18 protein-coding genes are annotated in these 17511 nt (G+C 75.2%); 9 read left to right on the forward strand and 9 right to left on the reverse strand.

All coding sequences use genetic code 11. From position 1 onward, the window contains the following. Positions 1-25 precede the first annotated feature (25 nt). Together xylB and XF36_RS12665 are read left to right on the forward strand one after the other, a co-directional pair. Positions 26-1429: a xylulokinase gene (gene xylB, locus XF36_RS12660; protein WP_060712141.1), complete on the forward strand. Its 1404-nt coding sequence runs from the start codon at positions 26-28 to the stop codon at positions 1427-1429. After that, positions 1426-2193 (forward strand): IclR family transcriptional regulator, encoded by a 768-nt coding sequence (locus XF36_RS12665; RefSeq protein ID WP_060712142.1) that lies wholly within the window; start codon positions 1426-1428, stop codon positions 2191-2193. Before xylB ends, XF36_RS12665 begins: the two co-directional genes overlap by 4 nt. A gap of 19 nt (positions 2194-2212) precedes the next feature. Here the strand turns inward: XF36_RS12665 and XF36_RS12670 are convergent, their stop codons facing one another. From XF36_RS12670 to XF36_RS12685, 4 genes are all read right to left on the reverse strand, one after another. Next, the gene (locus tag XF36_RS12670) at positions 2213-3142 is read right to left on the reverse strand and encodes a hydroxymethylglutaryl-CoA lyase (protein WP_170917051.1); all 930 of its coding nucleotides are present in this window, start codon (positions 3140-3142) and stop codon (positions 2213-2215) included. Continuing rightward, on the reverse strand, positions 3139-4356 hold the full coding sequence (locus XF36_RS12675; protein WP_060712143.1) for a CaiB/BaiF CoA transferase family protein: 1218 nt from the start codon (positions 4354-4356) through the stop codon (positions 3139-3141). Before XF36_RS12675 ends, XF36_RS12670 begins: the two co-directional genes overlap by 4 nt. Positions 4357-4364: 8 nt before the next feature. Further along, positions 4365-5888: a GntP family permease gene (locus tag XF36_RS12680; protein WP_238589244.1), complete on the reverse strand. Its 1524-nt coding sequence runs from the start codon at positions 5886-5888 to the stop codon at positions 4365-4367. 99 nt (positions 5889-5987) lie between these two features. Continuing rightward, a complete protein-coding gene (locus XF36_RS12685) occupies positions 5988-6608 on the reverse strand; it encodes a LysE family translocator (RefSeq protein WP_060712145.1) in 621 nt (206 codons plus the stop codon). A gap of 26 nt (positions 6609-6634) precedes the next feature. On the opposite strand from XF36_RS12685, the gene XF36_RS12690 reads away from it, so the two are divergent. Further along, a complete protein-coding gene (locus tag XF36_RS12690; RefSeq protein WP_060712146.1) occupies positions 6635-7597 on the forward strand; it encodes a pseudouridine synthase in 963 nt (320 codons plus the stop codon). Here XF36_RS12690 and XF36_RS12695 read toward each other — a convergent pair whose 3' ends face one another. Together XF36_RS12695 and XF36_RS12700 are read right to left on the reverse strand one after the other, a co-directional pair. Beyond that, entirely contained in the window at positions 7598-9382 is a 1785-nt protein-coding gene (locus tag XF36_RS12695; protein ID WP_060712147.1) for a hypothetical protein, read from the reverse strand. It lies immediately after the preceding gene. A gap of 230 nt (positions 9383-9612) precedes the next feature. Next, positions 9613-10233, reverse strand: a complete 621-nt coding sequence (locus XF36_RS12700; protein WP_020623429.1) for an L-threonylcarbamoyladenylate synthase — start codon at positions 10231-10233, stop codon at positions 9613-9615. 112 nt (positions 10234-10345) lie between these two features. On the opposite strand from XF36_RS12700, the gene XF36_RS29505 reads away from it, so the two are divergent. From XF36_RS29505 to XF36_RS12710, 3 genes are all read left to right on the forward strand, one after another. After that, the gene (locus XF36_RS29505; protein WP_238589245.1) at positions 10346-11086 is read left to right on the forward strand and encodes an acetamidase/formamidase family protein; all 741 of its coding nucleotides are present in this window, start codon (positions 10346-10348) and stop codon (positions 11084-11086) included. 150 nt (positions 11087-11236) lie between these two features. Beyond that, the gene (locus XF36_RS29510) at positions 11237-11515 is read left to right on the forward strand and encodes a hypothetical protein (RefSeq protein WP_238589246.1); all 279 of its coding nucleotides are present in this window, start codon (positions 11237-11239) and stop codon (positions 11513-11515) included. Positions 11516-11530: 15 nt separating this feature from the next. After that, complete coding sequence (locus XF36_RS12710) at positions 11531-12295, forward strand: SDR family NAD(P)-dependent oxidoreductase (protein WP_060712148.1); 765 nt, start codon at positions 11531-11533, stop codon at positions 12293-12295. A 102-nt stretch (positions 12296-12397) separates the two neighbouring features. Here the strand turns inward: XF36_RS12710 and XF36_RS12715 are convergent, their stop codons facing one another. After that, positions 12398-13060, reverse strand: coding sequence for a phytanoyl-CoA dioxygenase (locus tag XF36_RS12715; protein ID WP_238589247.1), 663 nt, complete (start codon positions 13058-13060; stop codon positions 12398-12400). Positions 13061-13178: 118 nt separating this feature from the next. On the opposite strand from XF36_RS12715, the gene XF36_RS12720 reads away from it, so the two are divergent. The 3 genes from XF36_RS12720 to ppk2 all read left to right on the forward strand — a co-directional run bounded on the left by XF36_RS12720 (position 13179) and on the right by ppk2 (position 15950). Then, positions 13179-14090 carry an iron-siderophore ABC transporter substrate-binding protein gene (locus XF36_RS12720; protein ID WP_202968516.1) on the forward strand — a complete coding sequence of 304 codons (912 nt, stop codon included), beginning with the start codon at positions 13179-13181 and terminating at the stop codon, positions 14088-14090. Continuing rightward, positions 14087-14920 (forward strand): siderophore-interacting protein, encoded by an 834-nt coding sequence (locus XF36_RS12725; RefSeq protein ID WP_060712149.1) that lies wholly within the window; start codon positions 14087-14089, stop codon positions 14918-14920. The genes XF36_RS12720 and XF36_RS12725 overlap by 4 nt, the downstream gene beginning before the upstream one ends. 61 nt (positions 14921-14981) lie before the next feature. Next, positions 14982-15950, forward strand: coding sequence for a polyphosphate kinase 2 (ppk2, locus tag XF36_RS12730; RefSeq protein WP_060712150.1), 969 nt, complete (start codon positions 14982-14984; stop codon positions 15948-15950). Between the two features lie 15 nt (positions 15951-15965). Here ppk2 and XF36_RS12735 read toward each other — a convergent pair whose 3' ends face one another. Together XF36_RS12735 and XF36_RS12740 are read right to left on the reverse strand one after the other, a co-directional pair. Next, positions 15966-17012: a class I SAM-dependent methyltransferase gene (locus XF36_RS12735; RefSeq protein WP_060712151.1), complete on the reverse strand. Its 1047-nt coding sequence runs from the start codon at positions 17010-17012 to the stop codon at positions 15966-15968. 87 nt (positions 17013-17099) lie between these two features. Then, the gene (locus XF36_RS12740; protein WP_060712152.1) at positions 17100-17330 is read right to left on the reverse strand and encodes a DUF397 domain-containing protein; all 231 of its coding nucleotides are present in this window, start codon (positions 17328-17330) and stop codon (positions 17100-17102) included. Positions 17331-17511: the final 181 nt, after the last annotated feature.

The raw sequence follows: 17511 nt of genomic DNA on the forward strand, positions 1-17511 counted from the left end.
CGCCGACGATGGCAGGCTGGGGCCCATGGCACTGGTGCTCGGGGTGGACTCGTCCACCCAGTCCTGCAAGGTCGTCGTCCGCGACGCCGACACCGGCGAGCTCGTCCGGTCCGGACGCGCCGCGCACCCGGACGGCACGGAGATCGCGCCCCGGCTCTGGTGGGAGGCGCTGCAGGCCGCGATCGACGACGCGGGTGGCCTCGACGGCGTCGCCGCGGTGTCGGTCGCGGGCCAGCAGCACGGCATGGTCTGCCTCGACGAGCGCGGCGAGGTCGTGCGCGACGCGCTGCTGTGGAACGACACCCGCTCGGCGGCGGCCGCCCGCGAGCTCGTCGAGGAGTTCGGCGCGCAGCAGTGGGCGGAGACGACCGGCGTCGTCCCGGTCGCCTCGATCACCCTGGCCAAGCTGCGCTGGCTCGCCGGCCACGAGCCCGAGAACGCCGCCCGGACCGCGGCGGTGTGCCTGCCCCACGACTGGCTGACCTGGCGGCTCCGCGGGGGCGGCGTCCCCGGCGGCGCTGGGCTCGACGAGCTGGTCACCGACCGGTCCGACGCCTCGGGCACCGGCTGGTTCGACGGCGTCGACTACCGCCCCGAGCTGCTCGAACGGTTCTTCGGGTCGACACCGACGCTGCCGCGGCTGCTCGGCCCGGCCGAGTCCGTCGACGGGCCGGGCGGGATCCGGGTCGCCGCCGGGGCGGGCGACAACGCGGCCGCCGGACTGGGGGTCGACGCCGGCGGGGACGTCGTCGTCTCGCTGGGCACCTCCGGCACGGTGTTCGCCCGCTCGGAGCGCCGCGCCCAGGACCCGTCCGGGATCGTGGCCGGGTTCTCCGATGCCACCGGCGCCTACCTCCCGCTGGTGTGCACGCTCAACGCCTCCCGGGTGCTGGACGCGACCCGGCGGCTCCTCGGGGTGGACCACGACGAGCTGGGCCGCCTCGCGCTCGCCGCCGAGCCGGGCGCGGGCGGGCTGGTCGTGGTGCCCTACCTGGAGGGCGAGCGGACCCCGAACCTGCCCGACGCGACCGGCGCGCTGCACGGCTGGACGCTGGCGTCGGGGACCCGGGAGAACCTGGCCCGGGCCGCGGTCGAGGGCATGCTGTCCGCGCAGCGGGTCGGGCTGGAGGCGCTGCGCGAGCAGGGCGTCACCGTGTCCGGGGTGACGCTGGTCGGCGGGGCGGCCCGCTCCGAGGCGGTCTGCCGGATCGCCGCGCAGGTGTTCGAGGTGCCGGTCCGGGTGCCCGAGCCCGGCGAGTACGTGGCCGACGGCGCCGCCCGGCAGGCCGCGTGGGCGCTGCGCGGCGGGGCGACCCCGCCGTCGTGGAGCGCCGGTGCGGAACCGGCGCGCTACGAGGCCGAGCCCGCTCCGGCGGCGTGGGAGCGCTACCGCGAGGCGGCGGGGGCGTTCCTGGACCGGGTCGAATGACCACCGAGGGCCCGAAGCGGCTCCTGGTCCTCGGCAAGATCACCGACATCCTGGACGCGTTCACGCTGCAGCGCCCGGTGCTCGGGCTGGGCGAGATCCAGCAGGCGACCGGCATCCCGACCTCGACGGTGCAGCGCCTGGTGTCCAACATGGTCGCCGAGGGGCTGCTGGACCGGGTCGGGGACCGGGTCCGGATCGGGATCCGGATGGCCTACTGGGCCGGAGCCGCGGCCCGCGGGGTCGACCTGCTCGAGCTCGCCGGGCCGCTGCTGCGCGAGCTGCGCGACACCACCGGGGAGACGGCGGCACTGTTCCGGGACGAGGGCGGGCACCGGGTGTGCGTCGCCGTCGCCGAGACTCGGCACGCGCTGCGCCGGGAGATGCACGTCGGGCGGATCGTGCCGCTGCACACCGGCTCGGCCGGGCGGGTGCTGCTGGCCTGGGCCCCCGAGCTGGCCGAGCAGGTGCTCGCCGGTCCCCTGGAGCCCCTCACCGACCACACGGTGACCAGCTCGCAGCGGCTGCGCGAGCTGCTCGCCGACACCCGTCGCGACGGGTTCGCGATCACCGTCGCCGAGCGCGACGACGGCGGCTCCGGGCTCTCCGCCCCCGTCTTCGACCACGCAGGCGAGGTCGCGGCAGCGCTCACGATCAGCGGACCGACCATCCGGTTCGGCCGCTCGGAGTGCGAGAAGTGCGTGGACCTGCTCGTCGGCGCCGCGGAGCGGCTCACCCGGACCCTCGGGGGGCGCCCGCCGGGCTGACCCGGCGCGCGCCGGGGGCTCAGCCGCGGGGCCCCGCCGTCCACGGGAACGCCAGGGCGTTCGAGCGGACGCCGCGCGCGGTCGCCGAGCGCATCGGCTCCCCCAGCTCGGCGAGCAGGTCCTCCGACCACGTCACGAGCCCGGCCAGCACGGCGGGGGTCAGCCAGTCCGGGCGCAGCGCGAACAGCAGGTCCTCGCTGGCGGTGTTGCCGCTGGCCCCGGGCGCGAACGGGCAGCCACCGAGGCCGCCCAGCGCACCGTCGAGGACGGTCGCGCCGTTCTGCACAGCGGCGAGCGCGTTCGCGACGCCCTGGCCCCAGGTGTCGTGGCCGTGGAAGGCGACGCGGCGGCCGTCGGCGACCGCCGCGACGCGCCCGACCAGCGACCCGACCTCGGCCGGGTTCGCCTGTCCGAGCGTGTCGCAGACGACGACGTCGCAGGAGCCCGCAGTGCGCGGGTCGGCGACGATCCCGAGCACCCGGTCCGGGTCGACGGGCCCGTCGAACGGGCAGGTGAACGCCGTCGCCAGGCACAGCTGGATGCGTCCGCCCGCGGCGCGCGCGTACTCGACGGCCTGCGGCATCGCGTCGAGGGAGACGGCGGTGTCACGGCCGACGTTGGCGTTGTTGTGCGCGTCGGACACGGAGAAGCAGTACTGGACGTTGCGCGCGCCGGCCGCCACCGCCTTCTGCACGTGCCGCGGCGTCGCCACCCACACCCAGCAGCGCTCCAGCTCCTCCGGCGTGAGCGCGGCGACGACGTCGAGGGTGTCGGCCAGCGGCGGCACCAGGTCACCGCGAGCCAGCGACCCGATCTCCAGCTCCGGCACGCCCGCCCCGAGCAGCGCACGGACCAGCTCGACCTTGCGGTCGGTGGGCAGCGGCTTGCCGGTGAGCTGCAGTCCGTCGCGCAGCGTGACGTCCCGCAGGACGATCCCGTCGGTGCTCATGCGTCCTCCCCCGATGCGGCCCGGATCCTGTCCGGGGTGTACCCGAGCAGACCCCCGAGCACGTCGTGCGTGTCGGCACCCAGGTCCGGCCCGACCGAGCGGACCGGCACCGAGCGGTCGCCCAGCACCGGCACGATGCCGGGGAACCCGACGCGGGCGGGCTCGTCGCCGCCGGTGTCGACGTCGAAGTACTGGACCATGTCGCGGGCGCGGAACTGCTCGTCGGCGACGATGTCGGCGGCGGAGTGGATCGGCCCTGCCGGGACGCCCGTCTCCTCCAGCTTCGCGAGGACCTCGTCGCGGGGCAGCGAGCGGGTCCAGGCCTCGATAGCGCCGTCGAGCTCGTCGCGGCGCGCCCAGCGGCCGGCGTTGGTGGCCAGCTCCGGGTCCGCCCCGAGGTCGGCGCGGCCGATGACGGTCATGAGCCGGCCGAAGATGGAGTCGCCGTTGCCGGCGACGACGACGCTGCCGCCGCAGGCGCAGACGTAGGCGTTGGACGGGGCGATGCCCTCCATCCGCCCGCCGACCCGACGCCGCTCGACGCCGTAGGCGAGGTGGTCGGGGACGAGCGACTCCATCATCGAGAACACGGCCTCGTTGAGCGCGACGTCCATGCAGCGCCGGTCCAGGCCGGGCCGGTCGGCGCGGCTCTCGCGCTGGTAGAGGCCCATCATCGCGGAGAACGCACCGTAGAGCCCGGCGATCGAGTCCCCGATCGACACCCCCGTCCGCGACGGCGGCCGGTCGGCCTCCCCGACCAGCGCGCGCAGCCCGCCCATCGCCTCGGCGACGGCGGCGAACCCCGGCCGCGACGACAGCGGTCCGGTCTGCCCGAACGCGGAGATCCGCACGAGCACGACGTCGGGGTTGACGGCGTCGAGCTCGGCCGGGCCCAGTCCCCAGCGCTCCAGCGTGCCGGGCCGGAAGTTCTCCAGCACCACGTCGGAGCGGGTGGCCAGGTCCAGTACCGCCTGCTTCCCCGCGGCCGAGCGCATGTCGAGGGTGACCGAGCGCTTGTTGCGGTTCAGCGTCCGGTACAGCATCGAGGTGTCCCCGGCGTAGAGCCGCCAGTTGCGGATCTCGTCGCCCGTCCCGGGGCGCTCGACCTTGATCACCTCGGCGCCGAAGTCGGCGAGCAGGCGTCCGGCGGTGGGGGCGGCGATGTAGTTGCCGAGCTCGAGCACCCGGACCCCGGACAGCGGAAGTTGCGACACGACTCTCCCTAGACGACGAGCGACAGCGGCAGGATCACGATGATCGCCACGACCGAGGCGATCGAGACCCCGACCGAGCAGGTCTTGAGCGTCCCCCGCACGGACTGCCCGAGCAGCGACTGCAGCAGCCAGAACGTGTTCGACGTGACGTGCACCGCGAACAGCGCCCCGGCTCCGGCCGCCAGCGCGATCAACACGGGGGCCAGGCCGATCACCGGGGCGACCGGGGCGAGCACGCCGGCCGCGGTGATCGCCGAGATCGTGACCGACCCGATCGCGACGTGCAGCACGGCGGCGATCAGCCACACCATCAGCAGCGGGGCGGCGGTGCTCGCGGAGAAGAAGCGGCCGAGGATCTCGCCCAGCCCGGCGTCGCCGATCGTGGTGGCGAGCGAGCCGCCGACCCCCGTGAGGATCAGGATCTGCCCGCTCTCGCGGAACCCGTCGGTCACGGCGGACTCCACCATGTCGCGCCCGTGGGCGACCCCGACGACGGCGGTGGTCCCGATCAGTGCCAGCAGCAGCGCGATCACCGGCTCACCCAGGAACGCGAGCACCGGGTGGGTCACCCCGGCGGCGTCGAGGACGGCGCCCGCGGCGATGAGCAGCAGGCCCACCAGCAGCGGCCCGAACAGCAGGGCCAGCGGGAGCTCGCGACGCGCGGTGCCGGACACCGCGGTGTCGGCGGCCGCCCCGTCCGCCCGACCGGCGCCGCCGGCACCAGCGCCCGGGGCCCCCTGCCCGGCCCCGGGGCCCGGAACAGCTCCGCCCGACGGCGGGAGGTCCCCGCTGGGACTGTCACCGGGTGGGGCGGCGTCGGCCGGGGAGGGGACGGTCGCGGCGGCGTCGGTCGCGGCGGCGTGCGGGGCGCCGGCCCCCGGTCCGCCGGGTACGCCCGCTGCGACCGGCTCCTGCTCGTCGCGCGCCGGGTCCCACCAGCCGCGACGCAGCAGCGCGGACATGATCGCGGTGGCGATGAGCACCGTCGGCACGACGACGACCAGGCCCAGGATCAGCATCTGGCCCAGCGGCACCCCGAGCACACCGGCGAGCGCGACCGCGCCGACCCCGGGGACCATGAACACGATCCCGCACTCCAGGCCGATCGCGAGCGCGGTCGCCATCCGCGGCAGTCCCCGGTCCCCGATGCGCGGGGCGATCCGGCGGGCCAGCGGCGCGGAGATGACCAGCAGCACGTCGACGAAGATCGACTGGAGTGCGGTGGAGACGGTGACGGCGGTGGCGTAGGGCATCCCGCGCGGGCCGCAGGCCGTCAGCAGCGCCGAGACCAGCCGTTCGATGGCGCCCGCGTGGTGCAGCATCGACCCGGTCAGGACGCCGAAGGCGATGAGCAGCCCGACGTCGGCCAGGATGTCGCCGAACCCGCCGGTGACCGCGTCGACCGTCCCCGTCACCCCCAGGCCGGCGGTCAGCCCCAGGTAGACGGCGCCGATCACGAGCGAGATCACCGGGTTGAGCCGGAACCTCACGATCAGCACGACGACGGCGAGCACGGCGACAGCCGTGTTCACCACGATGACGGTGTCCGACACGATGGTCCCCCTGGGCGTCGACGACGATGTCGTACCCACATCATGAACACAGTCCCACCATGCGAGCAAGCCTGGCGGTCAGGTCACGGCCAGCGCCCCGCCGAACCCGATCAACGCGCCGCCGGCGACGACGTCACCGGCGCGCCGCACGCGTCGCCGGGTGAAGAAGCCCCGCGCCCGGTGCACGGCGAGGACCAGGCCGACCCCGTAGACGCCGCCGAGCACCGCCACCGACAGCGCCAGCAGCAGCGCGTCGGCGATGGTCGTCACGCCGGGGACGAGGAACTGCGGCAGCACCGACAGGTACATGACCAGCACCTTCGGGTTGGTGATGTTCGAGCCGAAACCGACCAGGAACGACCGCCGCACCGGCACCCGCGGACCGCCGTCGTCGACGGCGGGGTAGTCCCCGCGGCGGGCGGCCCGCAGCGCCTGCACGCCGAGCACACAGAGGTAGACCACGCCGGCCCAGCGGATCACGGTGAACGCGGTGTGCGAGCCGGCGACGAGCACGCCGAGCCCGAACGCCGCGGCGCAGCCCTGCAGGACGTTGCCGGTGAACACCCCGGCCAGCGTCGACAGCCCGCCCGCGCGCCCGCCGACCAGCGAGGCGCGCAGCATCACGAAGGTGTCCGGGCCGGGCATCAGCACCAGCCCGACGACGATCAACAGGTAGGCACCGTAGGACGTCCAGCTCACGAGGGGCCATCGTAGGCTGCTGCCCCGTGAGATCCCGCCGGCGCCGCACCTCCCGGGGGGCGTCCCCGCTCCCGACGGTCGACGGCCTCGCGCCGGCCCGCGTCCGGACCCCGGCGACCCAGGGGTGGGCGACGATGCGCGACCACCTCGTCGACCGGTTCCCGCACGTCGCGGACCGGATCGACGCGCGCCTGGCCGCCGGGGAGATCGTGACCGCGGCCGGTCCGGTCACCCCGGTCACGCCGTACACGCCCTCGACGACGCTGTGGCTCTACCGCGACGAGCCCGACGAGGTGCCGGTGCCGTTCGGCCTGCCGGTGCTGCACGCCGACGACGACGTGGTCGTCGTCGACAAGCCGCACCTGCTCGCGACGATCCCACGCGGCAGCCACGTCCGCCAGACCGTGCTGGTGCGGCTGCGTCACGAGCTCGGGCTGCCCGCGCTCAGCCCGGCGCACCGGCTCGACCGCGCCACCGCGGGGGTGCTGCTACTGGTGGTGCGGCCCGAGCTGCGCGGCGCCTACCAGACGTTGTTCGCCCGCGGCCGCGTCACCAAGACCTACGAGGCCCTCGCCCGGTTCGACCCGGACCTGGAGCTGCCGCGCACCGAGGTGTCGCGGATCGTGAAACGCCCTGGGGTGTTCGCCGCCGTCACCGAGGAGGGCGAGCCGAACGCCGAGACCCGCATCGAGCTCGACGGTCGGCGCGGGGACCTGGCCCGCTACCGGCTGACCCCGCGCACCGGGCGGACCCACCAGCTGCGGGTGCACCTGAACGGGCTGGGCGTGCCGATCCTCGGCGACGACGTCTATCCCGAGCTGCGCCGGCGGGCGCCCGAGGACTTCACCCGCCCGCTCCAGCTCCTCTCCCGCGCGCTGGAGTTCGACGACCCGCTGACCGGGGTGCGGCGGCGCTTCGTGAGCGGCCGCACCCTGCAGGCGTGGGACGACCCGGACGGTTGGGCCGCCGGGACGCCGCACGAGTGGTGATCAGCCGACGCTGCGGTCGCCGCCGTCGTCGAGGTGGTGGCCGTTGTGGTGGCCGCCGGGGACCGGCACCCCGTTGGCGGCGCCGTTGACCGCGCCGTCGACCGGTCCGTGCGGGCCGTGGTCCTCCGCTGCGCGGTGGCGGCCCTCGCGCAGCCCCCGCTGGTAGCTGGACAGCCGGTTGCGCACGCGGTCGGGCTGGCGCTCGCGGGACCCGGCCGGCGCGACGCCGTTCGGGGTGTCCCGCCACGACGGCGGCACCATCGCCTGCCCGGGCAGCCGCTGCGGCAGACCCTGCGCCGTGGTCGGCAGGTCGACGACCCGGTCGGCCCGGATGCGGGCGGCGTCGAACTCGGCGTCACCCGCGGTGCGCCAGTCGTTCCCGGTGACCGGGAGCGCCGTCGTCTCGGTCGATCCCGGCTCACGGAACCAGGCCGAGGCGACCGCCGCGAAGATCGGCGTGTCATCCGCGTCGTCCACGGGCACCGGAACCTCCGAGTCGAACGGTCCGAACAGCTCCACCGGCGGGGTCGTCCCCGGGGCGCCGGTGACGGGCAGTGCCTCGGTGGCCAGGGCCTCCTGCGGCGCGGGCGGCAGCGGGCCCCCGTTGCGCGACGGCCCCGTGCCCGGCGACGGCGGGCCGTACGGCGGACGGGGCCCTGGTCCGGGCCCACCGGGGCCGGAGCCGGCCGGACCAGGCCCGGTCGAGCCGAATCCGTTCGGACCGACGCCGTTCGGGCCGGAGCCGTTCGGGCCGGAGCCGGCGAAGGGGGCCGCGGCCGCGATGCCGCCGGCCGGACGGGGCGCACGGCGGGGCAGCCCGGCGCATGCCGCCGGCTCGTCCCGCTCGGGCGCGACCGGCGGCCAGCTCCGCTCGGGCTCCGCCGTCGGGGCGTCCCGCGGCGGCCAGGGCACGTCCGCCGCCGCAGCGGGGGCCGGGGTGCCGGCCGCGGCGGGGGCACCGTCCGGCGCCGGGCGACGCAGCGATGCCGTCGTCCCGGTGCCGGCCTGCTCGTCCTGCTGTGGCTCGGCGGTGGGGCCGGCGGGCGCGGCCGCCTCGGAGCGGCCACCGCCGATGACCGACGACGGCAGGTGCAGCACGGCGATCGGGGCGACCGCGGAGTTCCCGGCGGGGCCACGGACGCCGAGCCGGGCGCCGATGGCTCGGGCCAGCCGAGCGGCCACGTGCAGGCCGATCTCCTGCGGGGCGACCGGGCCGCCGGGCGTCGCCGAGCCCAGCGCCCGGTCCAGCTCCTCGACCGGGGTGCGGTGCCGCGGCGGCTGGGTCCCCTGCAGCTCGACGACGATCCCGCCCTCGGGACCCCACCGGGTCAGCAGCTCGATGCGCTCCCCCGCCGGCGTGACGCTCGCGGCGTGGGCGAGCAGCTCCGCCAGGATCTGGCCCAGCACGGGCTCGGCGGCCGCGTCGACCGAGACGCTCGGCGTCGGCGGGACGATCGTGCGCGAGGCCGCCTCGCTCGCCGAGACGACGGTGTTGAGCGCCTGCCCGAGCGGGGTCGGCGGGGCGGCGAGCCGGGGACCGCGGGGGGCGCCGGCGAGGACGAGGATGTGGTCGCCGTCGCGGGCGCCGCGGCGGGCGGCCGCGGCCAGCTCGGCGAGGTCGGCCAGCGCACCCGGGCGCAGCTCGCCGGCACGCAGCCGCTCGGTCAGCAGCTGCTGACGCTCCGAACGGGCCCGCAGCCGGTGCGCGATCGCGGCCAGCACGGCGTCCCCGGCCGAGGCCCCCGTCGGGCCGGACGGGTGGGGCGGCGGGTCGTCTCGCGCCACGCGATCGTCCTCCGAACCGTTCGGACGGCGCCCGGGTCGGACGCCACGTCAGTACCCGCTCGGGTAGGGGGCGGGACGGTTGCGAAGCCTACTCGTCGGTCCGCCCAGCGCTCGTTCTGATGCGGTGGGCGGTGGATCGTGGACGGGCGGGCGGCGCAACTCCGCCGACGGGTCACCGGGAGTGCCCGGACGGGCACGACGGGCGGCCGGGCGGCCGCGCCGGAGGGGGCTCACTCGAACCGCGACGGGTCCCCCGCACCGTGCCGCACGATCTCCGGCTCGTCGCCGGACAGGTCGACGACGGTGGTCGGCTCGGTGCCGCAGTCCCCGGAGTCGATGACCGCGTCGACCTGGTTCTCCAGCTCCTCCTTGATCTCCCAGCCCTGCGTCATCGGCTCGTCGTGGCCCGGCAGCAGCAGCGTCGAGGACAGCAGCGGCTCCCCCAGCTCGGCCAGCAGCGCCTGGGTGGTGGCGTGGTCGGGGATGCGCACGCCGACGGTCTTCTTCTTCGGGTGCAGCAGCTGCTTGGGCACCTCCTTGGTGGCCGGGAGGATGAAGGTGTAGCTGCCCGGGGTGGACGCCTTCACCGCGCGGAACACGGCGTTGGAGATCTGGACGAACTGCCCGAGCTGCGCGAACTCCGCGCACACGAGGGTGAAGTGGTGTCGGTCGTCGAGCTTGCGGATCTGCCGGATCCGGTCCAGGCCGTCGCGGTTGCCCAGCGAGCAGCCCAGCGCGAAGCACGAGTCGGTCGGATAGGCGATCAGGCCGCCGGAGCGCACGAGGTCCACGACCTGTCCGATGCTGCGCGGCTGCGGGTTCTGCGGGTGCACGTCGAAGTACCGGGCCATCGCGCGAACGTACCGGCTCGGCGGCCCACCCGGGGACCTCGACGACCGGGCGGTCGCGGTGCGGCCGGGAAACCGTTGCCCGCGACGCGCGGAGGGGGCCAGGATGCGATCCATGCACGTCGTGGAATACCGGCCGGAACGGCACGAGTTCGCCTGGACCTTCGGGGGCGTGCCGCCGGTGCGCCGGGTCGCGCCCGGGACCTGCCTGCGGCTGTGGACCGAGGACGCGTTCTCCGGGCGGCTCACGTCCACCTCGGACCGTCCGAGCGCGGTGCTCGACATGACCGAGGTGAACCCGCAGACCGGACCGTTCCACGTGGAGGGCGCCGAGCCCGGCGACACCCTGGCCGTCCACCTCGTGGAGCTGACCCCGGCCCGGGACTGGGGCGCCTCCACGCTGATCCCGCTGTTCGGGGCGCTGTCGACGACCGAGCGCACCGCGCTGCTGCACGGGCCGCTGCCCGAGCGGACCTGGATCTACCAGCTCGACCGGGCCGCGGGGACGGTGCTGTTCGAGGCGACGAGCGCGGACCTGCGTCTGGAGCTGCCGTGCAACCCGATGCTCGGCACCGTCGGCGTCGCCCCGCCCGGGCGGGAGGTGCGCAGCTCGCTGGTCCCCGACGTGTTCGGCGGGAACATGGACACCCCGGAGATGCGCGCCGGGGCCACCTGCTACCTGCAGGTCAACGTGCCCGGCGCACTCTTCTCGGTCGGTGACGGCCACTACCGTCAGGGCGAGGGCGAGAGCTGCGGCACGGCGGTCGAGGGCGCGATGGACGTCGTGCTGATCGTCGAGCTGATCAAGAACTCCCCGGCCCCGGCCTGGCCGCGGATCGAGACCGACACCCACTGAGCCCTTTTCAACCTGCCGTTCCGGCAGCTCAGGGGCCTGGTTGTGTGGGTGCAGACGCCGAGCTGGCGAGCCGGTGACCTGTGCAGCTGTGGTCAGAGCAGTTGCGCTGCAACCTTCGCGATCTCCTGACGCAGAAGCTCGCTGGTCAGGTTGAAAAAGGCTCACTACGTCGTCGTCGGGTCCGCCCGCCCGCTGGAGGACGCCTGGCGGGCCAGCCAGGTCGGGATGATCGCCTGGCTGGGCGAGCTCTACGGGCTGGACCGGCTGGACGCCTACCAGCTGCTCACCCAGGCCGCCGAGTCGCCGCTGGCCAACGTCGTCGACACCAACTACAGCGCCGTCACCAAGATCGCGAAGGCGCTGCTGCCCACGGCCGCGGCCTACGGCGGCGTCCACCGTCACCTGCGCGAGCAGGCCCGCTTCCTGTAGAGGAAGGCCCCTGTCATGGACATGCTGTTGAACGGCCGCGTCGTGCTCGTGACCGGAGGGTCGCGCGGGATCGGGCGCGCTGTCGTCGCCGGGCTGGCGGCGGAGGGCGCGCGGGTCGCGTTCTGCGCCCGCGACGCCGACGGGGTCGCCGCCGCCGAGCAGGAGCTGCGCGCCTCCGGCGCCGGTGAGGTGGCCGGGACCGCGGTGGACGTCGCCGACGGCGACGCGCTGGCCGGCTGGGTCGCCGCCGCCGCCGACCGATTCGGTGCCGTCGACGCCGTCGTCGCGAACGTCTCGGCGCTCGCGATCGGCCCTGGCGAGCAGAACTGGCGCTCGAGCTTCGAGATCGACCTGCTGCACACGGTGCGCCTGGTGGACGCCGCGATGCCGCACCTGGAGCGCAGCGACGCCGCCTCGGTCACCGCGGTGTCCAGCGTCTCCGGTCGCGAGATCGACTTCGCCGACGGCTCCTACGGCGTCATGAAGGCCGCGCTGGTGCACCACGTCTCCGGCCTGGCCTTCGACCTCGCCCCGAAGGGCATCCGCGCCAACGCCGTCTCCCCCGGCAACGTCTACTTCCCCGGCGGGGTGTGGGCGAACGTCGAGCAGAACGACCCCGCGCTGTACGCGCACGCGATGGGGCTCAACCCGACGGGCCGGATGGGCACCCCGGAGGAGACCGCCTACGCGGTCGTCTCGCTGGTCAGCCCGCGGGCGAGCCGGATCAGCGGCACCAGCCTCGTGGTCGACGGGGCGCTGACCCGCGGGGTGCAGCTCTGACCCCTCACCCCAGCGCCTCGCGCACCACCCGCTCGACCGGGGCCGTCCCGGCCATCAGGTCGAACGCCGGCTCGCGCGCGGGTTCCAGCGGAGGCTGGGCGATCACCCGTGGCCATCGGGCGGCCGGGGACATCGCCTGGGCGCGTGCACGACGAACGGGTGCACCAGGTAAACGTCGCCGGCGCGGCCGGTCGCGGCGACCTCCCGGCATCCCGCGGTCGCGCGGACCGCCTCGCCGCAGAACGGCATCCAGTCAGCGCCGGCGGATCCGTGCGGTGCGAGCAGCCGGGCGACCTCGTGGTGCGAGCCGGACCGCAGCAGCGTCGGGGCGTCGTCGGGGCCGACGTCGGTGTAGAGGAACAGCATCAGCAGGAACCGGCCCCGTGAGTCCACCGACAGCCGCGGTCCGCCGTCGGGACCGGAGAAGGACGACTCGACGTGCCATCCGTCGTCGCCGGGCGCGCCGGGCACCGGGAAGCGGATCGGGAAGGTGCCCATCCCGGTCCGGGGCCGCCAGCGGCCGGGACCGACCAGCGCGTCGAACGCGGTGTGCAGGGCGGGGGTGGTGGCCGACGCGGTGAACGCGGGGTCGCCCGTGCCGGCCACCCGCAGCACCGGGGCCCTCCAGCCGGCCGGGTCGTCGAGGTCGACCCCCTCGGTGCGCAGCAGCTCGGCGCGCAGCAGGGCCCGGCACCGGGCCGCCGTCGCCGTCGTGAACGCGCCCGGGAGGTGCACCCAGCCGTCGCGGAGGAACTGGTCGATCATCGCCCGACAGGGTCCCCGGTCGTGCGCTCGTGGGCGACCGGACTTCCGTCGGACCGGACAGCCCATCCCCCACCGGTCTCGGGTTAGGGTCGCCTCACCTGACCGAAGGAGACCGTCCGTGACGCCGTCCCGGGCCGCGGTGGCCCTCGCCGCCCTGCTCACCCTGCTCCTCGCCGCGTGCTCCTCCACGCCCGGCGCCGACCCCACCGACGACGAGGGCACCCGCACGGTCGCCACCGCACGGGGCGAGGTCACGGTCCCGGCCGCGCCGCGGCGGGTCGTCGTGCTGGAGCCGGTGCAGCTCGACACCACCGTCGCCCTCGACGCCCCGCCGGTCGGGGCCGCGGTCCTGTCCGAGGGCACCGGGGTGCCCGCCTACCTCGGCGACGCCGGCGCGCGGGTGACGGTCGTCGGGACCGTCACCGAGCCCGACCTGGAACGGATCGCGGCCCAGCGGCCCGACCTGATCCTGGGCACCGAGTCCCGGCACGCCGCGCTGTACGACCGGCTCGCCGCGATCGCGCCGACGGCGTTCATGGCCTCGCAGGCCGACCCGTGGCAGGACAACGTCCGCTTCGTCGGCCGGGTGCTCGGCCGGGAGGCCGACACCGAGGAGCTGCTCACCCGCTACCGGGACCGGTGCGCCGAGGTCGCGCGCACGCACGACACGGCCGGGCGCACCGCGCAGATGATCCGCCCCCGCGACGGCCTCCTCACCCTCTACGGGCCGACGTCGTTCGCGGGCGGCACCCTGGAGTGCGCCGGGTTCACCATCCCGCCCCGGGACTGGGAGAACTCGATCTCGGTGGACCTGTCCCCCGAGCTGGTCCAGCAGGCCCGCGCCGACGAGGTGTTCCTGACCGCGACCGACCCGGCGTCACCGTCGGCGGTGCCGCCCGCGGTCGAGGCGGTGCGCGCGCAGGTCTTCCCGCGGCTGCACCCGGTCGACCAGTCGGTCTGGATCACCGGGGTCGGTCCGCTCGGCGGGCAGAAGGTGCTCGACGACATCGAGCGGACGCTGGGCCGGTGAGCCCGCTGGCGGGGTCGCCGAACGTCCTGTTCGCCGCCCGGGTACTCGCCGTGGGCGTGCCCTCCCCCGGGTTCCGGCGGCTGGTCCTGGGCGGGCCGGAGCTGTCGCGGTTCGCCCCGCACGGCCGGGACCAGCGGATCAAGCTGCTGGTACCGACGGAGGTCGGCTATCCCGCCTCGCTCGCGTCGGGCCTGCCCGAACGCGAGTGGCGGGCCCGGCTGCGGGAGCTGCCCGCCGACACGCGGCCGGTGCCGCGCAGCTACACCCCAGTGGCGGTCCGGCCGGGGCGCGGCGAGGTCGAGCTCGACGTGTTCTGCCACGCCCGGCCGGGTCCGGCGAGCGCGTGGGCGGCGGCCGCCCGGCCCGGCGACGCCGTCCTGCTCTCCGGGCCGGACGTGCGGCGCGGAAACCCGGACCACGGCGTGCAGTGGGCCCCGGGCACCGCCACCGAGGTGCTGATCACCGGCGACGAGACGGCGCTGCCCGCCGTGCGCGGCATCCTCGCCGCACTCCCGCCGCACCACCGGGGCCGGGTGCTGGTCGAGGTCGGCGACCCGGCCGACGCCGTCGGGCTCGCCGGCGTCCATCCGGGCGTGACCGTGCAGGTCTGCCGGCGGCCGGGGCGATCGCTGCTCGACGCCGTCACCGACTGGGTCGAGACCCACGGTGCCGCGGCCGCCCGCCTGGGCGACCGCTTCTACGCCTGGAACGCCACCGAGAGCACCCGGGTGGCGCGGGTGCGCAGCCTGCTGCACGAGGCGGGCGTCGCCCCGGACCGGGTCCACGCGCAGGGCTACTGGCACGACCGGCCCCGTCCCGCTGCCCGCTGATCACCCGGACGTCATCCGGGTGTGGCCCGGTGGCCATACCCGGCGCGCAGCGTTGCCGGACGTGGACGAGACCCCGGTCGAGCCTCAGGCCGACGCCCCCGCTCCCCTCATCCCGTACCCCGGTGCGGTCGATCCCGGGCACTTCCGGGTCGACGACTCCGACGACGACGACCCGACCCTCGTCGACCCCGAGGGTAGCCCGGTCGACACCTGGCGCCAGGGCTACCCCTACGACGACCGCCTGTCGCGCCAGGAGTACGAGTACCAGAAGCGGCTGCTGCAGATCGAGCTGCTGAAGCTGCAGAACTGGGTCAAGGACACCGGCGACCGGATCGTCGTCCTCTTCGAGGGGCGCGACGCCGCCGGCAAGGGTGGCACGATCAAGCGGTTCACCGAGCACCTCAACCCCCGCGGCTGCCGGGTGGTGGCGCTGGAGAAGCCGACCGAGCGCGAGGCCGGCCAGTGGTACTTCCAGCGCTACGTGGCGCACCTGCCCTCGGCCGGGGAGATCGTGCTGTTCGACCGGTCCTGGTACAACCGGGCCGGCGTCGAGCGGGTCATGGGCTTCACCGACCCCCGCTCCTACATGGAGTTCCTGCGGGCCACCCCGGAGCTGGAGCGGATGCTCGTCCGGTCCGGGATCCACCTGGTCAAGCTGTGGTTCTCGGTCTCGCGCGACGAGCAGCGCACCCGCTTCCTCATCCGTCAGGTCGACCCGGTGCGCCAGTGGAAGCTGTCCCCGATGGACCTGGCCTCGCTGGACAAGTGGGAGGCCTACACCGAGGCGAAGGAGGCGATGTTCTTCTACACCGACACCAAGGACGCCCCGTGGACGGTGATCAAGAGCAACGACAAGAAGCGCGCGCGGCTCGAGGCGATGCGCCACGTCCTGGGCCTGTTCGACTACCCCGGCAAGGACACCGGGGTGGCCTCCGCGCCGGACCGGCTGATCGTCGGGCCCGCCGCGGAGATGTTCGAGCAGGACGAGGGCCCGAACCGCTTCCCGCCCCTCACAGACCGGCACCACTGAGCGGCGGGGCCGTGCTCAGGCGGGCTCGGCCACCAGCGTCATGGTCAACGAGTGACCCACGCCCAGGCCGGGGCCCGCGGCCCGTTCGAGTCCGAGCAGGGTCCCGGCGAGCCGGGCGGCCTCGGCCCCGGCGAGAGGCCCCGCCCCCCGGTACGGCTCCAGGGCGCCGTTCCACCGGTCGGCGAACCCGCGCAGCCAGGCCAGCGCCTCCTCCGGTGCTCCCCCGGTCGCCGGGGTGAACCGGAGGTCGTCGGGGTCGACCCGGGACGGGTCGCGGACCAGGTCGTTCACCAGGGTCCGGAACCGCGGCACCGACGGGTGGAAGGTGCCGGTGGCGGTGTGCCGCCCGACCAGGACCGACCGGTCGACGGCGGTGCGCGACACCAGCCGCGCGCCGCTGCCGGCCAGCGCGGCGTCGACGGTGGCGTCCAGCTCGGCACGGCCGTAGAACGTCATCGGCTCGGAGATCGCCTCGCCGCCGCCGGCGAAGAAGCTCATCGCGTAGTCCCAGCGCTCGGTGCCCCAGCGGGGCTGCCACTCCACCGAGTACCGGCCGAGGACGTCGACGACGACCGCAGCCCGTCGGCCCCGGGCCGCCACGGCGGCCAGCACCGACCCCAGCGCGGCGACGAGCTCGTCACGGGTGAGGTGGGAGTAGGGGACGCCGCAGGACAGGTACAGGTCGAACGCGCCGTCGGGCAGCGCATCGCGCACGTCGCCGAGCACGAACGACGCCGACGGCGAGCCGACGGTGACCCGTGCGGTGGCGACCATCTCCGGGTCGACGTCGAGGCCGACGTAGCGCAGCCGGTCCTCCGCGACGATCGGCGCGGCGCCCGGTTCCGGGCGGGTGAGGAGGGCGAACCCGTCGGCGGTGCCGGACCCGACGTCGAGCACGGCGACGGGGGCGCCGGGCCGCAGGTGCAACGCGGCCAGCGCGTTCGCGATGACCCGCCGGGTGACCGGCTCCTCGGAGCCGACCTTGACCGGGTCCCGTCGCGCCGGGGACAGGTAGTGGGCGCTGGCCCCGCGGTAGGACGGGGCCTGATCGGAACGGCTCACCGTTCCTTCCTACACCGAGAAGATCATTCTCGGCTCACCGCGAGCGGCCGGGGTCGGGCCGGCCGCCCGCGGGAGGTCGGCGGACGCTCAGGCGAGGTCGTCCAGCTCGCCGTTCCTGATCGAGGTCAGGAAGGCGGCCATCTCGCTGGCCGGGAAGGCGAGCACGGTGCCGTGCGGGTCCCGCGAGTTGCGGACTGCCACGGTCCCCCCGGTCACGACGGCGAGCTCGACGCAGTTGCCCTGGTAGCCGCTGCGCACGCTCTTGCGCCACGTCAGCGAATCGATCGCCGCGGGGCCGCTCAGGTGCATCTGGTCCATGCGAATGCTCACCTCATCTGCATATGCATTCTCCGTTGCGTCAAACCCTAGCAGTGGGCAAGCGGCTCGGTCGTGCAAAACAGGACGGAACGCGCCCGGCGGTCGCCCGTCCGCGCCCGACTGCGGTGCACGGGCCGTGGGCGGTCGACGTCGGAGCGTGGCGCCCGAGGCCCGGGAACGG

Origin of the sequence: Pseudonocardia sp. HH130629-09, from assembly GCF_001294645.1 — a bacterium.
In the GTDB taxonomy this organism is placed as follows: Bacteria; Actinomycetota; Actinomycetes; order Mycobacteriales; family Pseudonocardiaceae; genus Pseudonocardia.

Coding starts and splice junctions, on each gene's coding strand:
- XF36_RS12670 (WP_170917051.1), bottom strand. CDS start 3,142: ATGAGCACCGACGGGATCGTCCTGCGGGACGTCACGCTGCGCGACGGA.
- XF36_RS12710 (WP_060712148.1), top strand. CDS start 11,531: ATGGACATGCTGTTGAACGGCCGCGTCGTGCTCGTGACCGGAGGGTCG.
- XF36_RS12700 (WP_020623429.1), bottom strand. CDS start 10,233: ATGGCCCGGTACTTCGACGTGCACCCGCAGAACCCGCAGCCGCGCAGC.
- XF36_RS29505 (WP_238589245.1), top strand. CDS start 10,346: ATGCACGTCGTGGAATACCGGCCGGAACGGCACGAGTTCGCCTGGACC.
- XF36_RS12740 (WP_060712152.1), bottom strand. CDS start 17,330: ATGGACCAGATGCACCTGAGCGGCCCCGCGGCGATCGATTCGCTGACG.
- XF36_RS12715 (WP_238589247.1), bottom strand. CDS start 13,060: ATGATCGACCAGTTCCTCCGCGACGGCTGGGTGCACCTCCCGGGCGCG.
- XF36_RS12665 (WP_060712142.1), top strand. CDS start 1,426: ATGACCACCGAGGGCCCGAAGCGGCTCCTGGTCCTCGGCAAGATCACC.
- xylB (WP_060712141.1), top strand. CDS start 26: ATGGCACTGGTGCTCGGGGTGGACTCGTCCACCCAGTCCTGCAAGGTC.